General features: G+C 64.3%; 15 protein-coding genes. 7 read left to right on the forward strand and 8 right to left on the reverse strand.

Going from position 1 to position 17,077, the window contains the following annotated elements; genetic code table 11:
* Nucleotides 1-4 precede the first annotated feature (4 nt).
* The 4 genes from rplI to Q0K12_RS04240 all read right to left on the reverse strand — a co-directional run bounded on the left by rplI (nucleotide 5) and on the right by Q0K12_RS04240 (nucleotide 2,348).
* Nucleotides 5-514: a 50S ribosomal protein L9 gene (gene rplI / locus Q0K12_RS04225; RefSeq protein ID WP_297260523.1), complete on the reverse strand. Its 510-nt coding sequence runs from the start codon at nucleotides 512-514 to the stop codon at nucleotides 5-7.
* A gap of 10 nt (nucleotides 515-524) precedes the next feature.
* Nucleotides 525-788 (reverse strand): 30S ribosomal protein S18, encoded by a 264-nt coding sequence (gene rpsR, locus Q0K12_RS04230; protein WP_297227080.1) that lies wholly within the window; start codon nucleotides 786-788, stop codon nucleotides 525-527.
* Nucleotides 788-1,090 carry a 30S ribosomal protein S6 gene (gene rpsF / locus Q0K12_RS04235; protein ID WP_297260524.1) on the reverse strand — a complete coding sequence of 101 codons (303 nt, stop codon included), beginning with the start codon at nucleotides 1,088-1,090 and terminating at the stop codon, nucleotides 788-790. The genes rpsR and rpsF overlap by 1 nt, the downstream gene beginning before the upstream one ends.
* Before the next feature lie 178 nt (nucleotides 1,091-1,268).
* Nucleotides 1,269-2,348, reverse strand: coding sequence for an aminopeptidase P family protein (locus tag Q0K12_RS04240; RefSeq protein WP_297260564.1), 1,080 nt, complete (start codon nucleotides 2,346-2,348; stop codon nucleotides 1,269-1,271).
* A gap of 428 nt (nucleotides 2,349-2,776) precedes the next feature.
* Between Q0K12_RS04240 and Q0K12_RS04245 the strand changes: the two genes are divergently transcribed.
* Together Q0K12_RS04245 and Q0K12_RS04250 are read left to right on the forward strand one after the other, a co-directional pair.
* Entirely contained in the window at nucleotides 2,777-3,451 is a 675-nt protein-coding gene (locus tag Q0K12_RS04245; RefSeq protein WP_297260525.1) for a septal ring lytic transglycosylase RlpA family protein, read from the forward strand.
* Between the two features lie 169 nt (nucleotides 3,452-3,620).
* Complete coding sequence (locus tag Q0K12_RS04250; protein ID WP_297260526.1) at nucleotides 3,621-5,090, forward strand: ATP-binding cassette domain-containing protein; 1,470 nt, start codon at nucleotides 3,621-3,623, stop codon at nucleotides 5,088-5,090.
* A gap of 42 nt (nucleotides 5,091-5,132) precedes the next feature.
* On the opposite strand, the gene Q0K12_RS04255 is transcribed toward Q0K12_RS04250, so the two are convergent.
* Entirely contained in the window at nucleotides 5,133-5,825 is a 693-nt protein-coding gene (locus Q0K12_RS04255; RefSeq protein WP_297260527.1) for a DedA family protein, read from the reverse strand.
* A gap of 109 nt (nucleotides 5,826-5,934) precedes the next feature.
* Here Q0K12_RS04255 and Q0K12_RS04260 point away from each other — a divergent pair, with 109 nt between their 5' ends.
* A complete protein-coding gene (locus tag Q0K12_RS04260; RefSeq protein WP_297260528.1) occupies nucleotides 5,935-7,119 on the forward strand; it encodes a hypothetical protein in 1,185 nt (394 codons plus the stop codon).
* Nucleotides 7,120-7,401: 282 nt separating this feature from the next.
* Complete coding sequence (locus Q0K12_RS04265) at nucleotides 7,402-7,938, forward strand: hypothetical protein (protein ID WP_297260529.1); 537 nt, start codon at nucleotides 7,402-7,404, stop codon at nucleotides 7,936-7,938.
* 476 nt (nucleotides 7,939-8,414) lie between these two features.
* On the opposite strand, the gene Q0K12_RS04270 is transcribed toward Q0K12_RS04265, so the two are convergent.
* The 3 genes from Q0K12_RS04270 to Q0K12_RS04280 all read right to left on the reverse strand — a co-directional run bounded on the left by Q0K12_RS04270 (nucleotide 8,415) and on the right by Q0K12_RS04280 (nucleotide 13,504).
* Nucleotides 8,415-9,818: an L-serine ammonia-lyase gene (locus tag Q0K12_RS04270; protein ID WP_297260530.1), complete on the reverse strand. Its 1,404-nt coding sequence runs from the start codon at nucleotides 9,816-9,818 to the stop codon at nucleotides 8,415-8,417.
* Between the two features lie 79 nt (nucleotides 9,819-9,897).
* The gene (locus Q0K12_RS04275) at nucleotides 9,898-11,127 is read right to left on the reverse strand and encodes a serine transporter (protein WP_297260531.1); all 1,230 of its coding nucleotides are present in this window, start codon (nucleotides 11,125-11,127) and stop codon (nucleotides 9,898-9,900) included.
* A 736-nt stretch (nucleotides 11,128-11,863) separates the two neighbouring features.
* The gene (locus Q0K12_RS04280) at nucleotides 11,864-13,504 is read right to left on the reverse strand and encodes a lactate permease LctP family transporter (protein WP_297260532.1); all 1,641 of its coding nucleotides are present in this window, start codon (nucleotides 13,502-13,504) and stop codon (nucleotides 11,864-11,866) included.
* A 274-nt stretch (nucleotides 13,505-13,778) separates the two neighbouring features.
* Between Q0K12_RS04280 and Q0K12_RS04285 the strand changes: the two genes are divergently transcribed.
* From Q0K12_RS04285 to Q0K12_RS04295, 3 genes are all read left to right on the forward strand, one after another.
* The gene (locus Q0K12_RS04285) at nucleotides 13,779-14,273 is read left to right on the forward strand and encodes an EVE domain-containing protein (protein WP_297260533.1); all 495 of its coding nucleotides are present in this window, start codon (nucleotides 13,779-13,781) and stop codon (nucleotides 14,271-14,273) included.
* A gap of 78 nt (nucleotides 14,274-14,351) precedes the next feature.
* Nucleotides 14,352-15,740: an FAD-linked oxidase C-terminal domain-containing protein gene (locus tag Q0K12_RS04290; protein ID WP_297260534.1), complete on the forward strand. Its 1,389-nt coding sequence runs from the start codon at nucleotides 14,352-14,354 to the stop codon at nucleotides 15,738-15,740.
* Nucleotides 15,741-15,751: 11 nt separating this feature from the next.
* Complete coding sequence (locus Q0K12_RS04295; RefSeq protein ID WP_297260535.1) at nucleotides 15,752-17,062, forward strand: (Fe-S)-binding protein; 1,311 nt, start codon at nucleotides 15,752-15,754, stop codon at nucleotides 17,060-17,062.
* The last annotated feature ends 15 nt before the right edge of the window (nucleotides 17,063-17,077 follow it).

The raw sequence follows: 17,077 nt of genomic DNA on the forward strand, positions 1-17,077 counted from the left end.
TGCCTTATTCGGCAGCGGCTTCCGCGCTTTCTTCAGCCGGGGCGGCTTCCGCTTCCGCGGGCTCTTCCGGCTTGTCGGAAATGACCTTCACCGGCACCGTGGCGATGATGCTGGCGTGCAGGCGCACGCGCACGGGATGCTCGCCAAGGCTGCGGATGGGGGCATCCAGCAGGATGCGGCGGCGGTCCACTTCCACGCCAAGGGCGGCCAGGGCATCGCCGATGATGGTGGAGGTCACGGAACCGTACAGTTTGTCGTTCTCGCCCACATGCATGGGGATGACGACGTCCAGCGCCTCGAGGCGCGCGCAAACGGCCTGGGCATCGGCGCGCAGGGCGTCCATGCGCTCCTGCAGCTTCTTGCGTTCCAGTTCAAAAACCTTGAGGTTGGCTTCGGAGGCCACCATGGCAAGGCCCTGCGGCAGCAGGAAATTGCGGCCGTAGCCGGGGCGCACGGTCACCACGTCGCCAAGATTGCCGAGATTTTCCACATCGGCGCGAAGAATCAGTTTCATGTGCGCCTCCTTAGATCATGCTCTTTTTCTTGACGCCGGAATCATGGGTGGCCGTGTAGATGAGCAGGGCCATCTGGCGGGCGCGCTTGATTTCGGTGGTCAGCAGACGCTGATGATGCGCGCAGGTGCCGGTGATGCGGCGGGCGATGATCTTGCCGCGCTCGGTGATGAAGTCACGCAGCACGTCGGGGCGCTTGTAGTTCAGGGGCAGGTCCTTGTCCGCGCAGAAACGGCAGAACTTGCGACGCGGGGCGAATTTTTTCTTGAAAGCCATTACGCGACCTCCACTTCGTCAGCCAGCTTGACGGTCACGAACTTGAAGATGCCGTCGGTGATGCGAATGTTGCGCTCAAGTTCGGCAACGAGCTGGGCCGGGGCATTGTACACGAGGCGCACATAGTAGCCGCGCATCTGCTTGCGCACCGGATAGGCCAGATCGCGCATGCCCCAGTGATCCACTTCTTCCATGTCGCCTTTCTCACGTTCCACCACACCGGTAAGGGCGGTAAGGATGCCCTCGCGGGTCTCGGCGGAAAGCTCCGGCGAAAGGAGGAGCAGGGTTTCGAATTTCCGCATGGTTATCTCCTTTTGGACTGATCAGCCCGCGCCCTTCCGGCGCGAGCAAGGAACGGGAGTCATTACCCCGATTCCCTTCTCCTGTCAAGCGCTTTCGCCCGGCGGAAGCGTCCCGGCGGCCTGCGGCCGGAGCGAGCGACGCCAGGACAGCGCATAGTGTCAACAGGCCCCACCGGCTCTACAGCAGACGCACGCCGTCCTCTTCCACGAGCACGGTGTATTCCCAGCGCACGCCGCCCCATTCAGGATAGTAGAGGCCCGGCTCCACGGTCACCACCATACCGGGGCGGAGCACATCCTCCCGTTGCGGAGAGAGGGAGGGGGCCTCGTGGGTCTCCAGCCCCACCCCGTGTCCGAGCCCGTGGGTGAAGGCTTCCGCCGTCCCCGCCTTCTCGAAGACCTTGCGGGCCGTGGCGTAGACGTCGCACATGCGCACGCCGGGCCGCATCATGTCCAGCGCGGCCTGCTGCGCCGCCTGCACGAGCTCCAGCGTCCGCGAGAATGCCGTATGCGGCTTGTCGCCCACCCAGAAGGTGCGCGTCTGGTCGGAGCAGTAGTCATCCACCCGGCAGCCCACATCCACCAGCACGGGACAATTCTCCGTCACGCGGTCGTCCCCCGGGATGGCGTGCGGCAGGGCGGCATTGGGCCCCACGGCCACGATGCCGGCGAAGGCCTGTTCCGACGCGCCGTTCTCCCGGAAAAACCGTTCCACGAGCCAGGCCAGTTCCCGTTCGCTGCGCCCGGGCCGCAATTCCTCTTCCAGCCAGCGCAACAGCATGTGGTTCAGGGCAAAGGAGCGTTCAAGGGCCGCGATCTCCGCGCCGTCCTTGATGAGGCGCAGCTCTTCCACCAGCCCGTCCGCCCCTTCCAGCGTGAACGCGCCGCCTGCCCGCCGTCCCAGGGCGCGGGCGAAGTCAAGGCTCACCGAGCGCGCCTCCAGCCCGACGCGTCCGCCGCAGCGGCGCAGCAGGCCGGCCAGCTCCCCGGCCGTATCATGTCCGTAGATGAGGATGCGCTCCCCGTCCCACAGACGGGCGGCGGCATCCTTGTAGCGCGCGTCCGTGGCCAGCCAGTCCCGGCCGTCGGCGCAGATGACCAGACGCCCGGCGCTTTCGTTGCACTGGGGATCGTGCAGCTCGAAACCGGAAAGGTAATAGCGGTTGGGGGCCCGGCTCACGAGCAGGGCATCCAGCCCCCGCTGCCGCAGCAGCTGCCGCAGGCGCTCCCGCCGGGCGGCGAACATCTCTTGTGTCATGGCGATATCCTCGAAACGAATGGCGTTGCGCAACGGGGGGGCGCCGTTCCCGGCGCGGCTCGCCGCCCGCCCGCGGACGCCGCCCGTGCTGCGGGAAGCCATGCTATCCCATGCCCGCGACAAAGACCAGACGCGCCGTCCTCCCCGCCGGGCGGAAGTCCCCGGGCGGAGGCCCTTATGACGCGCAGGGCCGCGCCCGTTTTGCCCGCAATGCGGAGAGCGATACTGATAACCAATTGAAATAACAGGAGAGCTCAACTTGACATGTCCACAGGCATGAGGCATACTCCCCCCACTTAGGAGGAGTATTACCCGTAAAGGCAAACCCTGTCTGCCGGTCCCCGACCGCAGACCGAGTGGGCCGCGTTCATGCGGCCTGCGCCATCCGCGTTAGGAAGGCGCACCTGTACTTCAGCAAAGGAGACCCCATGAAATTGATGCGCAGGCTTGCCATCTGTGCGGCTGCCGTGGCCTGTATCGGGCTCGCCGCACCGCTGGCCATTCATGCGAAGGAGACGGCCCCCGCCAAGACCAAGGCCGAATCCCGCAAGGAAAAACGGAAAAAATCCCCCACCGCCGAGAAAAAAGCCCAACACGCCGATGCCAACCGTGACGTCTGGCTGGAGCGCGCCCGCAAATCTGATTTTCTCCTCGGCAAGGCTTCCTACTACAGCTCCGAATTTCATAACAAAAAGACGGCCAGCGGGGTCGGTTACGATATGTATACCTTTACGGCGGCACATCGTACCCTGCCCATCGGCACCGTTGTACGCGTCACCGACGAACAGTCGGGCAAGAGCGTCATGGTGTGCGTAACCGACCGCGGCCCCTTCACGCGCGGACGCATCATCGACCTTTCCTATGCGGCGGCCGACAAGATCGACATGCGCCGCCGCGGCGTCGGCAATGTGCGGCTGGAGGTGGTGAGCGATGCCGACGGCACGCCGCTCTCCACGGATGAAGCCTATTATGTGCGGTTCCGCAGTCTGGACAAGGCGGAGACCGTGGGCCCCTTCCGGGCCTTCGCTGACGCCGCCGCCATGCATGAAGCCATGCGGCAGGCGCATCCCGACGCGGAAGTCATCCTCGAAAAGGCCCAGTAGGACCGCTTTGCATGTCCTGAAGGCCGTCCCCTGCGGGGGGCGGCCTTTTCGTTGCCGGGGCCTCTGGCCGCCTCTGGTCTTTTGGGACGCCTTCGGCTAGACTTCCGCCCGCTTGCCCCGTCCGGCCGCCTGCCGGACGTCCCTTGCCTCTTTTTGCCGAGGATGACCGATGAACGAACTTGTGCGCGTGGAGAACGTCAGCCTGCCCCTGACCGGCGAACCGGATACCTGGGCCCTGCGGCATATCACCTGGCATATCGACAGGGGCGCGCATCACGCCCTCATGGGCGACAACGGCGCGGGCAAGTCCACGCTGCTCCGCCTGCTGCACGGTCAGTGCTGGCCCACGGAAGGACGCGTCATCTGGAACGGGCCGGACGGCCCCGAAGATGCCCCCCTGGCCGGGCGGGCCATCAGCGCGCTGGTCTCCCCGGCCCTGCAGGAGAATTATCAGCGGCAGGGCTGGTACATCAGCGGCAGGGAGCTGCTCCTCACCGGTTTTGACGATACGCCCCTGCTCTACAGCACCACGGCGGAGGAGCGCCGGCAGGACGCCGAGGCGATGGCCCGCCGTCTGGACGCCCTCCCCCTGCTGGATGTCTACGTGCCGGAGATGTCGCAGGGGCAGCTGCGCCTGCTGCTGCTGGCCCGCGCCCTGGTGCGGCGGCCGGCTCTCCTGCTGCTGGACGAGTGCGCCGACGGCCTCGACGACCGTCACCGCGGCCTGTTCTTTGCCGAACTGGACAGGGCCCGGGAGCACAGCACCGTCATCATGAGCACCCACCGCCCCGAGCAGTTGCCCGACTGGTGCCGCCGTCTACGCTGGGTCGAAGCCGGACGGCTCCTGCCGGAAGGAGAGACGCCGCGCCCGCCGGCCGAAAGCGCCCCGCCGCAGCCGGAGGCCTCCCGTCCGCGTGCCGCCGCCCCTCGGACGGACAACGCCGTCCCCCTGCTGGAAGTGCGTGACGCCACGGTCTTCATCGACCGTAAGGAAGTGCTGCACGCCATCAACTGGCAATTGCGGCCGGACGAGCACTGGCGCATCGTGGGGGCCAACGGATCGGGCAAATCCACCTTCCTGCGCATGCTGGCCGGGGACGAATTCGTGGCCGACGGCGGCAGCCTGCAGCGCCATCTTCCCGGTCAGGGCGGCAGGACGAGCGTCCTGCAGGAGATCCGCAAGGGCGTGCGCCTGGTCAGCGACCTTGCGCAGGCCCAGTACGGTTACAGCCTGACCGCGCTGGAACTGGTCTGCTCCGGCTGGGACAACACCGTGGGTAATTATCGCGAATACAGCGAGGACGAGATCGCGCAGGCCCGCGCCGTCATGGCCCGGCTGGACTGCATCACCCTGGCGGACAAATCCATCCGCAACCTTTCCACCGGCCAGCTCCGCCGTCTCTTCCTTGCCCGTTCCCTGCTGGGCGGCCCCGACATCCTGCTGCTGGACGAGCCCTGCTCCGGTCTGGACGAGGGCAGCCGCCGCCAGTACCTTGCCCTGCTGGACAAGCTGGCGGCCGAGGGCCTGCATCTGGTCTTCGTCTCCCACCTGCCCACGGACGGCCCTTCCTGCCTCAACCGCACCGCGCTCATGGAAGACGGACGCCTGCGCGTGCTCGATGGCGAGGACGGCCGGTAAACGCCGTTCGGGGTGCGGCGCGAGGCTCTCCCCGCGTGCCGCCTACTTCTCGTCCGTCGCCTTATCGTAGGGATTGGTCAGCGCCTGCGGCGCGGCCGGATGCTTGCCGAAGCGGGCCCGCAGCAGTTCGATGGCGACCGGCAGCACGGAAATGACGATGATGGCGTAAACGATGATGCCGAAGTTCTCCCGCACCCAGGGCAGGTTGCCCAGGAAGTAGCCCGCCGAGACGAGGCTCCCCACCCAGAGGCAGCAGCCCAACACATTGTAGGAAAAAAACTGGCGCGGGCACATGAGGGCGATGCCGGCCACAAAGGGCGCGAAGGTGCGTACGATGGGCACGAAGCGCGCAAGCACGATGGCCTTGCCGCCGTGCCGCTCATAAAAGGCATGGGCCTTGAGCAGATGCTCTTTCTTGATGAGGCGCGAATCACGGGAAAAGATGGCCGGGCCCACATGCCGCCCGATGGCATAGTTCACCGCGTCGCCGCTGATGCCCGCCGCCAGCAGCACGCCCAGCACTTCCAGATAGCCCATGTGGCCGGTGCCGGCCACCACGCCGGACGCGAACAGCAGGGAATCCCCCGGCAGGAAGGGCGTCACCACCAGACCGGTCTCACAGAAGACGATGACGAAGAGGATGGCGTAGATCCAGAGGCCGTAATTGGCCACCAGCTCAAAAAGATGATCGTCGATGTGCAGGACGAAATCCACCAGATAGGAGAGCAGTTCCATGATAACCTCGCGGAAGGACGTCGCGGGAGCAGGCACCCGTCATGCTCTTGTACCCCAAGGCCGCTTATGGCACAACAGGGGACATTTCGCCCGCCGAGGTCTATCGCACATGCCGCACTTTCCGCTGTTTTCCCGTTGCCGTCTCTCCGGCATGCGCTCCCTGCGCGCTCTTTTGTCCGCCGTATTCCTCTGCGGCGCGCTGCTTGCCGTCCTGCCGCCCGCCACGGCCCGCGCCGAAGAGACCTACCGCGTGGGATTGCGCACCCTCGGCTTCTGGCTGCCGGACGACGGCGTGCGTCTGGACGTGAACGTCTGGTATCCCACCAACTGGACGCCGCGGGAGCTGCGCTTCCCTCCCTGGCGGGTGGAGGCCGCCCGCAACAGCGACGCCGTGGCCGGACGCTTCCCGCTCATCGTGCTCTCCCACCCCTCGGCGGGCACCCGCTTCTCCTATCATGACACGGCCGCCTGGCTGGCCGAACACGGTTTCGTGGTGGCGGCCCCCACCCATGCCCGCGATTGCATGCGCAATATGGAGCAGCTGCATACCTGGCAACAGTTCGCGGGACGTCTGAAAGATGCCGGCGCGCTCATCGACCAGCTGCTGCGCCATGAAAAGCTGGGCAAGAGCATCGACCCGCAACGTATCGGCTTCCTGGGCTTCGGCGCGGGCGGCACGACCGGCCTGCTGCTGGGCGGGGCGCTGCCCGACTGCAAACGTCTGGACGCCCATTGCGCCGCCGCCTCGCCGCAAGATCCCTACTGCAACAGCTGGGCGCGCCGCCAGCTGGTCAAGCTCTGCAACAAGCTGCCGCTCACCGTCAGCCCGGCGGATACGCGCATCAAGGTGGTGGCGGCCGTCAATCCCACGCATCTCATGCTGTTCGACGCGGGCCTGCGCTGGTTCCATCCGCGCCTGCTGCTGGTCAGCGCCGCGCAGGACGGCGATACCGACAGCCGCCTGACCGAGGAGCTGGCTCGCCGCATGGGCCAGCGGGCCCGCTTCCTGAAGCTGCCGGACGCGGACGGGGGCGCTCTGCTGGCGCCGTGCCCGCCCTCACTTGCCGAAGAGCTGCCCGAACTCTGCCTGAGCGTCACGCCGCAGGAACGCCTGCGGCAGCAGGAACTGCTGCGCCAGGAACTGCTGGCCTTCTTCCTGCACTGGCTCGGCAGCAGCGAGAACATCCCGGTCATCCCCGCGCCGCCGGACCTGACGCCCAAGCCGGAGCCCGCCCCCGCCGCGGCCGCCCCGACGGCAAAGGAGACCGGCAAGGCCCGGCGCAAGCGCCGCTGACGGCCCGCCACGGCCGTCCGCATCCCCGCCCGGCTTGACAAGGCAGGCCCGAACAGCTACAGCCCTTAGAGCATTTCCAGTTTGAAACGCTTGGCGTTTCAAACCATACGGCCTGGCGTTTCGCGGAAAAAACGCGGTTTTTCCGCTCTCTTTTGGCCGGGAGGCGCTGTGCCGCCGCCTCGCGTTTCACCTTTTTCAAAGGCAAAACGCTCCAACAGGGCAGGCCTCTTGCCTGTCTCTTCCGCTGTTTCGCAGACGACCGACGCTCTCCGCCAAGGACACATGATGCTGCGTTTCCTGTCCCTTCTCTGGGCGGCTCTGTTCCTGCTGCTGCCCCTTCGGCTCGCCGCCGCAGCTGCCGCGGACGGCTGGCAGGTCATGCCCGAAGGGGCCCGCCCCACCTATATCGGCATACACGGCGGCACGGTTCCCGTAAGTCTGCTCGTCAGTCAGGACGGCAGCTCGCTGGTGAGCTTCGTGGGCCGTACAGGCAACGACTTCCTGGAGATCCTGCACCGCAGCGACGTACGCATGCCCTCCCTGCTCAACAATGCCACGGGCAAGGTCTCCAGCGGACATCCCGCCGCCACCGTGCTGCTGGCCGGCCATGCCGACCGCCGCATCATGGTCATCTACATCGTGGGAGACGGCGCGACCCGTACCGCCGTGCCCATGAGCGAACTGGAGCCCTTCGGCCTTTCCCGCAAGCCGCTTTCGGTGGAAGGGCTCGCCACCCTGCCCGCCCAGAGGGGCGCCAGCCACCCCCGCCGTCTGAACCTCGATACGGATTACCTCCAGCCCCGCCGCGCCGGCAGCTAGGGGCCGTCAGCACCCTTTGCCGTTTGTTTTGGGGAAGGGGCCCCTCGCTCTGCTGTCGATGCCTGTAAGGCTCCTTCGTCGCCTAACGGGCACGGCCTACGACCGCCCGTCGGGTCGCTGCCGGCGCTGGAGGGGGCCCCTTCCCCCAAGCCCCCATCCCTTTCCCAGCGCGCTTTTACCGGGGAAGCATCGGGGACGCAAGGCGACCCCGCCTCCAAGCGCAAGCGGAGTGCACGTAACCTGTCTATCTTATTTATTGAAATTATTTGCAAAATTTGTGTTAACAAGCCCTGGAAAGCGCCAGCCGGTAGGGCTGAGAGGACGGAATCTTCAGCCGCAAGCGATCCGGGGCGGCCGTCCCGCTTGGGAAAGTCCGCTTCGCGACCGGCGTCTGGCTTGAAAAAAAAGACGGCCCACGCCGTTCCAACGCGAAAGATGCGGCGTGGGCCAGACTCGCACGATGCGCCTATGCCGCCTCAGCATTCGACGATGCTGACGGCAAGTCCGCCTTCGCTTGTTTCCTTGAATTTGTTGCTCATCTCCCTGCCGGTCTCCCCCATGGCGCTGATGACGGCATCCAGCGTGACCTTGTGCTGGAAGCTTTCTTCGCATGTGGCGATCAGCATGGCGCTATAGGCCTTGATCGCCCCCACGGAGTTGCGCTCTATGCAGGGTATCTGCACATATCCCCCCACGGGGTCGCACGTCAGCCCCAGGTGATGCTCCAGCGCGATCTCCGCGGCATTTTCCACATCGGCAATGGCGCAGCCACGCGCATGGGCCAGCATGGCCGCACTCATGCTGGCCGCCACACCCACTTCACCCTGACAACCCACTTCCGCGCCAGCGATGCCCGCATTGTGCTTGGCGAGGAAACCCACGGCTGCCGAAGCCAGCACACCCTCGCGCAGAGCGCGTTCACCTATGTTCATATCGTTGCGCATGGAATACAGCAGAGCCGGCATGACGCCCGCCGCGCCGCAGGTCGGCGCGGTGACGATGACACCGCCGCTGGCGTTCTCCTCGGCGACCGCAAAGGCATAAGCGCTGAGCTTGGCCAGAAAGCGGTCAACGGCAATGGGCATTTGCTTCGCATGGTCGAGCAGGCTTGCGGCCTTCCGCCAGACGCCGAGCGTCCCCGGAAGCTTGCCTGTGGCCGCAAGCCCGCGGCGCACGCTGTCGTACATGGCTTCCATGATCTCATCAAGCCGTTCATAGATCGCGGGACGGCTCATCCCGGTAATGGCGGTCTCGTTTTCAAGCATGAGCTCGTGCAGGGTGAGTCCTGTTTTCGCGAGATGGCCGCGCAATTCCTGCATGGTGCCGTAGGGGTAACGCGGCTTCCCTCTTTCCGGGGGAGTCCAGCCCTGCCACTGGATGAACCCGCCGCCGACGGAATAGTATTCCCTCTCGAAAAGCGATCTCCCTCCGGCGTCAAGCAGGAAAGCCCGCAGCGTATTGCTGAAGGGAGCGTCGTGGGCCACTGGTCCAAATACCACATCGGCGAGTCCCACGCTCAGCGTTTTGCCGCCAATGCTGACATCATGGCGGGCATCGGGATCGCGGCCAAGCGAGGTCAGAACATCGCCCGGGCAGGTTTCCGGCTGGGAGCCCAGCAGGCCGGCAAGAACAGCCACATTCGTTCCGTGCCCTATCCCGGTGGCGCTGAGGGAGCCGAGCAACTCCACTCGCAGGGCCTCCGCCCGCGCCAGAGTATCCGACGGCAGGGCGCGGCAGAGATCAAGAAAATCACAGGCCGCTTTCATGGGGCCGATGGTGTGGGAGCTGGAAGGACCGGGCCCTACCTTGAAGAAGTCGAAGAGCGTGGTAGTGATGGGGGGGCGGGCAGTCGTGACCGGGCGTAAAGAGGGGTGTGACATGGGAAAACTCCGTTTCCGCCGCGTTGGGCAAGCGTATGAAAAATGCGCCGCGCGGGTGGCCGCACGGCGCGATCGAACATCAGAACAGTATCGCCCCAAGCAGAGAGGCAATGGTGATGAGGCCCATCACCGTCACGAAGACGTTGGAGAACTGCCCCTGGAACTTGTGCATGGCCGGTACGCGGCGGATGGCATACATGGGCATGATGAAGAGGATCATGGCGATGATCGGACCGCCAAGGGTCTCGATCATGCCGAGGATGCTTGGGTTGATGGTGGCGACAATCCAGCCGGAGATGAAGAAAAAGAGGGTCAATCCCCGGTTGAGCCTGGCGGCGTCGTAACTTTTGCCGCTGTCGCGCAGATATTTGTGCAAAATGCCGTGCAGTCCTTCACGAGCGCCGAGGTAATGTCCAAAGTAGGATGTGGCGATGGCAAGGAAAGCGATCAGCGGTCCGAAATAGGAAATGACGGGATTGTCAAAACGGTTTGCCAGGTAGGAGAGGATGGGGATGTTCTCGCGCTGCGCTTCGGCAAGATCCTGTGGGGTCAGGCTGAACACGCAGCTGAACACGAAAAACATGACAAAAACCACCAGGATGCCCGTCGTATTCCGCAGGGTGACGCGCGCCTTCTCTTCGGCCGCGGTCCCGTATTCGTTCTGCTCTGCAACGGCAAAGGACGAGATCGCGGGCGAGTGGTTGAAGGCAAAGACCAGCACGGGCAGGGTCAGCCAGATGGTCGTGGCGAAGTCGCCAACGCCGGGCATCTCGGAGAACATGCTCATGTTCCAGTGCGGGATCAGATAGATCGACAGGCCAAGAAGGGTGGCGCAGAGCGGATAGACAAGTTTTTCATTGAACTTGAGCACGAAGCTTTCGCCCACCACGATGACGAGGATCATGGCGCCCACCAGCACGCCGGAAAGTATGAAGCGGCTCAGCGTGTAGGGCTCGAGCACGGTGGCCAGCGAGGCCATGCCAAGCTGATTGACGAGAAAGGAGCCCACGGTATTGGTGATGCCTACGCCATAGATCAGCAAAATTGGGTAGATGGCGAAAAAATACAGGACGGTGATCAGCTTTCCGGCCGAGGAGCCGAAATGCTCTTCCACGACCTCCGTGATGTCGCTGCCGGGTTTTGCGGACGAGAGCACGAACCGCGCCAGAGCGCGGTGGGAAAGATAGACCATGGGGCCGGTAAGCAGCGTGATCGCTATCAGCGGCCAGACGCCGGATGCGCCCGCCTTGATGGGGAGGAAAAGAATCCCCGCGCCCACGGCGGTGCCGAACAGATTGAGCATCCACATGGTGTCAAAAGAATTCCAGCGTGAAGTCGTGTTTTGCAATGCAGTACCCTCCTGTTACAAGATTGACAAAGTGCATCCCAACAAATTTGAGCGCTGTATATTGATGACGCTACTTCCTTATATGAGAATATACGATATGGCAAGACAAATCCTCGCGGGCAGCAATCTCGCCATAAAACTGACAAACGGATGCCGTAGCATCATTTTTTATAACATATAACGAAAATTCATGCAAGTATATTCCGCTTTCAAGAGTGATATATTTTTAACATTCAACCCATATAAAATAGCAACAATAATTCATCGATTAAACCTATTAATCTGTCATGCGAGCGCAAAAAAGATGAGAGCTTGCGGGAACGGCTCATTGCTGACCATGCCCACAGTCTGACGCATCCCGACCGATGATGGAGTGTCGAGCCGCAGCGCGCACCTCGAAGGCGGACTTGCCTCGAGTCCCTGACTCATTCCTCACAAGAGGGCGCTGGGGGAAAATGGAGGACCTGGAAGGAAAGAATCTGCGCGACGGGGTGACGCCCCGCCGGGACGGACGCTTGCCGCTGGGGGGGATCGTGCAGGCTGACCAGGGAAAAAGCGGCGGGGGGCGGTCCTTGCGAACCGCCCCCTCAGAAAAGGAGTCCGAACATCTCTCGCCGTGTCATCCGCGTGAAGAGGGGCTCCGCTCACGCCGCAACCAGTTTGACGGATGTCCGGACAACCCCTCTTCGCGCGAAGCTTACGGCAGCATCCAGCTCAGCACCGTGGCCTGCAGCCAGGTCAGCACGCAGATGCACACCGTCATGGCGATACTGTGCGGCAGGGCGAAGCGGAAGAGGTCGCCTTCCTGTCCCACCATGCTGGTGGCGGCGGTGGCCACGCTGATGGACTGGGGCGAGATCATCTTGCCGGTCACGCCGCCGGACGAGTTGGCGGCCACGGCCAGTTCAGGCGGCATACCCACCACTTCGGCGGTGGAACGCTGCATACCGCAGAACAACGCGTTGGACGAGGTGTCCGAACCGGTCAGGAACACGCCCAGCCAGCCCAGCAGAGGGGCGAAGAAGGGGAAGATGCTGCCGGTCAGGGTAAAGGCGATGCCCAGGGTGGAGCTCATGCCGGAGTAGTTCATGAGGTAGGCCAGACCCAGGATCATGGCGATGGTCACGATGGGGAAGCGCAGCTGCACCACGGTGCGGAAGAAGCAGCTCACCGCGCGGCCGAAGCTGTAGCCGGGCATGAGCGGCACCGACAGGAAGCCGGCGATGAGAATGGCCGTACCGCCCGCGGAGAGCCAGTTGAGCGTGAAGACCGCCGGATACACCGGATCCTTGCCCGCGGGCAGGATGGGAGCGGCCTTCATCACCAGACCGTCAAGAGCGGGCCAGCTGAACTTGATGACCGCGCCGGGCATGGCGTTGAGCAGATCCTTGAACTGCGGCAGCCCCCAGAAAAAGACCATCACGGCCAGGATGATGTAAGGGCCCCAGGCGCGCACCACCACGCCGAAACGGGGAGCTTCGCCCTGGATGACGGCTTCCGTCTCGCCTTCAAAGCGGAAGATGCGCGCCGGCTTCCAGACGCGCAGCAGCAGCACGAGGCCGATGATGGCGATGATGGCGGACATGATGTCCGGCAGGGTCGGGCCGTGGAAGTTGGAGAACAGGAACTGCGAGCCGGCAAAGCAGACGCCGGAGACGATGATGGCGGGCAGCACTTCCATCGAACGTTTGAAACCGCACATGACCACGCAGAGCCAGAGCGGCACAATCACCGAAAGGAAGGGCAGCTGGCGGCCCACGATGGCGCTGATGTGCAGATCGGAGAAGCCCGAGACCTGTCCGGCCACGATGACCGGCACGCCGATGGCCCCGAAGGCCACGGGCGCGGTATTGGCGATGAGACAGATGCCGGCGGCGTAGAGCGGTTTGAAGCCCAGCCCCACCAGCATGGCGGCGGTGATGGCCACGGGCGTGCCGAAGCCCGCCGTCCCCTCGATGAAGGAGCCGAAGGCAAAGGCGATGAAGATGGCCTGGAGGCGGCGGTCATCGGTCAGGCGCGCCAGGGACTGCTTGATGTATTCGAACTCGCCGGACTCGACGGTCATGTTGTAGACCCAGACCGCCGTAACCACGATCCACACGATGGGGAACAGGCCGAAGGCCGCCCCATACAAAAAGGAGCTGAATGCCGTGGAGGCCGGCATCCCCCAGACCAGCACGGCCAGCGCGAAGGACAGCACGACGGCCACACCGGCGGCATGATGTCCTTTGGCGCGGCGCACGGCCAGCATGTAAAAAAGCGCAATGAGCGGAACGGCCGCGCACAGCGCGGACAGCAACGCACCCCCGGCGGGATCGTACACCTGAGTCCAAGCCATATGCCTCTCCAGACACGTTAGAAGTTCATCCTTGCCCCCTCCCCTCCATCCGCCATGCCGAGGAAGGGAAGGGGCTGTCCTTTTTCAGGATATTTTCAGGATAATATCTTATCCGCCCCATATGCGTCAACAAGATAAGAAAAAAAGATTGAGCGCCTCTTCTTTCCGCCCTGCCTTCTTGACATGACGGGGGCCTTGCCCGCATGGTTTCATATCATCATCCACCATCGCCGGCGGGCGGTCTGCCGGCGTGCCTACAGAGGGGGACGCCTTGATGCGACACTGGCTGTTCAAATCCGAACCGGAGTGCTTTTCCTGGCAGGATCTCTCCGACGCGCCGCAACAGACGACCTCCTGGGACGGCGTACGCAACTATCAGGCTCGTAACTTCATGAAGTCCATGCGGGTGGGCGATCGCGGTTTCTTCTACCACAGCGGCGCGGACCCGGCCATCATCGGCGTGGTGCGCGTGGTGCGGGAAGCCTACCCCGACCATACGGCGCAGGACCCGGAAAACAACCATTTCGACCCCCGCGCCACGCCGGAAAAGCCCATCTGGGAAATGGTGGACGTCCAGCTGGAAAGGGCCTTCCCCCATCCGCTGCGCCGCAGGGAGCTGGCCGCCTTCCCGGAACTGGCGGGCATGGAGCTCATGCGCCGGGGCAGCCGCCTGTCCGTGCAGCCGGTCAGCCCGGAGGCCTTTGCCTTCATCTGTGCGCTGGCCGAAAACAGCGGGGCGGACTTTACAGGCCCGTCCCCTCTAACGTAAGACAGTCATCATTTTTCACTATTCCGCCGGCATATTGTGACAAAATGTATCTTTTCGGCGGGATCCGAGGTTTTTTCCATGGCGAACAATGCACTCATCAAGGATTTCGAGGCCCTGCTCGGCCCCGAAAATGTGTTCAGCTCCGAAGCCGACCGGCAGAGCTATTCCTATGACTCCGCGGTGCTCGCGCCTGTCGTGCCCACGCTGGTGGTGCGCCCCACCACCACCGAACAGCTTGGCCAGTGCGTCAAAAAACTGTACGACAACGGCATCCCCATGACCGTGCGCGGCGCGGGGACCAACCTGTCCGGCGGCGTCATCCCCGACGTGCCGGATACGGTGGTCATCCTGACCAACGGCCTCAACCGCATCCTCGAGATCAACGAGAACGACCTCTACGCCGTGGTGGAACCCGGCGTCATCACGGCGCAATTCGCCGCGGCCGTGGAAAAGCGCCGGCTGTTCTATCCGCCGGACCCGGGCTCGCAGTCCGTCTCCACCATCGGCGGCAACATCGCGGAGAACGCTGGCGGCCTGCGCGGCCTCAAGTACGGCGTCACCAAGGATTACGTCATGGGCGTGGAGTTTTTCGACGCCACCGGCGAAGTGGTCAAGAGCGGTTCGCGCACCGTCAAATGCGTCACCGGCTACAATCTGGCGGGCATGCTCACCCAGAGCGAGGGCACGCTTGGCGTCATCTCCCGGGCCATCCTCAAGCTCGTGCCGCCGCCCAAGGCCTCCAAAGCCCTCATGGCCGTCTTCGACGACATGCAGAAGGCCGCCGAAGCCGTGGCCGGCATCATCGCCGCCCATGTGGTTCCCTGTACGCTGGAATTCCTGGACAACAACACCATCGTGCGCGTGGACGACTTCACCCATGCCGGCCTGCCGCGTGATGCGGCCGCCATCCTGCTCATCGAGGTGGACGGGCATCCGGCCCAGGTGGCCGACGACGCCGAGGCCGTGGAGCGCGTGCTCAGGACCACCGGCGCCACGACCGTACATGTGGCGCGCGACGCCGCCGAAAAGACGAAACTCTGGGAGGCGCGCCGCATGGCCCTGCCCGTGCTGGCCCGCGCCCGGCCCACCACCATCCTTGAAGACGCCACCGTGCCCCGCTCGCAGATCCCGGCCATGATGAAGGTCGTCACCGACATCGCCGCCAAGTACCGCGTGGAAGTGGGCACCTTCGGCCATGCCGGGGACGGCAACCTGCATCCCACCTTCCTGTGCGACAAGCGCGATGCCGATGAATTCGCCCGGGTGGAGGCCGCCATCGACGAAATGTTCGAGACGGCCATCAGCCTGCACGGCACCCTTTCCGGCGAGCACGGCATCGGTACGGCCAAAGCCAAGTGGATGGAAAAGGAAACCTCGCGCGGCACCATCCTCTTCTCGCAGCGCCTGCGGCGCGCCCTCGATCCCAAGGGCCTGCTCAACCCCACCAAGCTGGTGAGCATCCGCTAGGGGGGCCCGCGATGAGCGATCTGCATACCCTTGCCCAACGCCTCATGGCGCTGGATGACCGGCTGGCGGCCTGTATGCGCTGCGGCCTCTGCCAGAGCGTGTGCCCCATGTTCGGGGCCACCATGAAGGAGGCCGACGTGGCCCGCGGCAAGCTGGCGCTGGTGAACAACCTGGCCCATGAGCTCATTTGCGACCCGCAGGCCGTGGCCGGCAAGCTCGACCGCTGCCTGCTTTGCGGTTCCTGCGAAGCGGCCTGTCCTTCCGGGGTGAAGATCACGGAAATCTTTTTCGAGGCGCGCGAGGTGGTCAATGCCTACCTCGGCCTGCATCCGCTGAAAAAGATGATCTTCCGCTTCCTGCTGCCCCGGCCGGAACTGTTCAATCTGAGCGTGCGCGTGGGCGCTCCCCTGCAGCGCCTCGTGCTGCGCCGCAATCATGACGTGCAGGAAACGTCCTGTGCGCCCATGCTTTCCTTCATGCTGGGCAAGCGGCATGTGCGCCCGCTGGCCGCCCGCCCCCTGAGCGCCCTCACCGGACCGCTGGACGAGCCGCGCCCGGAAGGCGGCCTCAAGGTGGCCTTCTATCCCGGCTGCATGGGCGACAAGCTCTATGTGGACATGGCGCAGGCCTGCCTTGCCGTGCTGCGCCATCACAAGGTGGCGGTCTTCCTGCCGGAAGGGCTGGCCTGCTGCGGCATGCCGGCGCTGGCCTCCGGCGACGCCGAGGGCATGCTGCGCCAGATCTCCGTCAACCTGCCCGTGCTGCGCGGGGATTTCGACTACCTCGTCACGCCCTGCCCCACCTGCACCAAGACCATCGCCTCTCTCTGGCCGCGCTACGCCCAGCGTCTCGGCACCCTGGAACGCGAGGCCACCGCCCGCCTGGCCGAAAAGACGCTGGACATCACCGCCTTTCTTGTGGATGTGCTCAAGGTGGAGGCCCCATCCGACGGCGAAGGTTCGCTTGCCGTCACCTACCATGACTCCTGTCACCTCTCCAAGGGACTGGGGATCCGCAGCCAGCCCCGCACGCTCATCAAGGCCTCCCGCCCCTGCCGCCTCGTGGAGATGAACGAGGCGGACCGCTGCTGCGGCTGCGGCGGTTCTTTCAATCTGAGCCATTATGATCTTTCCCGGCGCATAGGTCAGCGCAAACGGGATAACATCGTGGAAAGCGGCGCCGCCGTGGTGGCCGCCGCCTGTCCGGCCTGCATGATGCAGCTGGAAGATGTCCTTTCGCAAAATCACGACGCCGTGAGCGTCCGCCATCCTGTCCAGCTGTACGCGCAGCATCTGGGACTGGGCGGCGGGCCCGCGGCATAGTTTCAAAGGAGTGAC

Origin of the sequence: uncultured Desulfovibrio sp. (assembly GCF_944324525.1) — a bacterium.
Taxonomy (GTDB): domain Bacteria; phylum Desulfobacterota; class Desulfovibrionia; order Desulfovibrionales; family Desulfovibrionaceae; genus Desulfovibrio.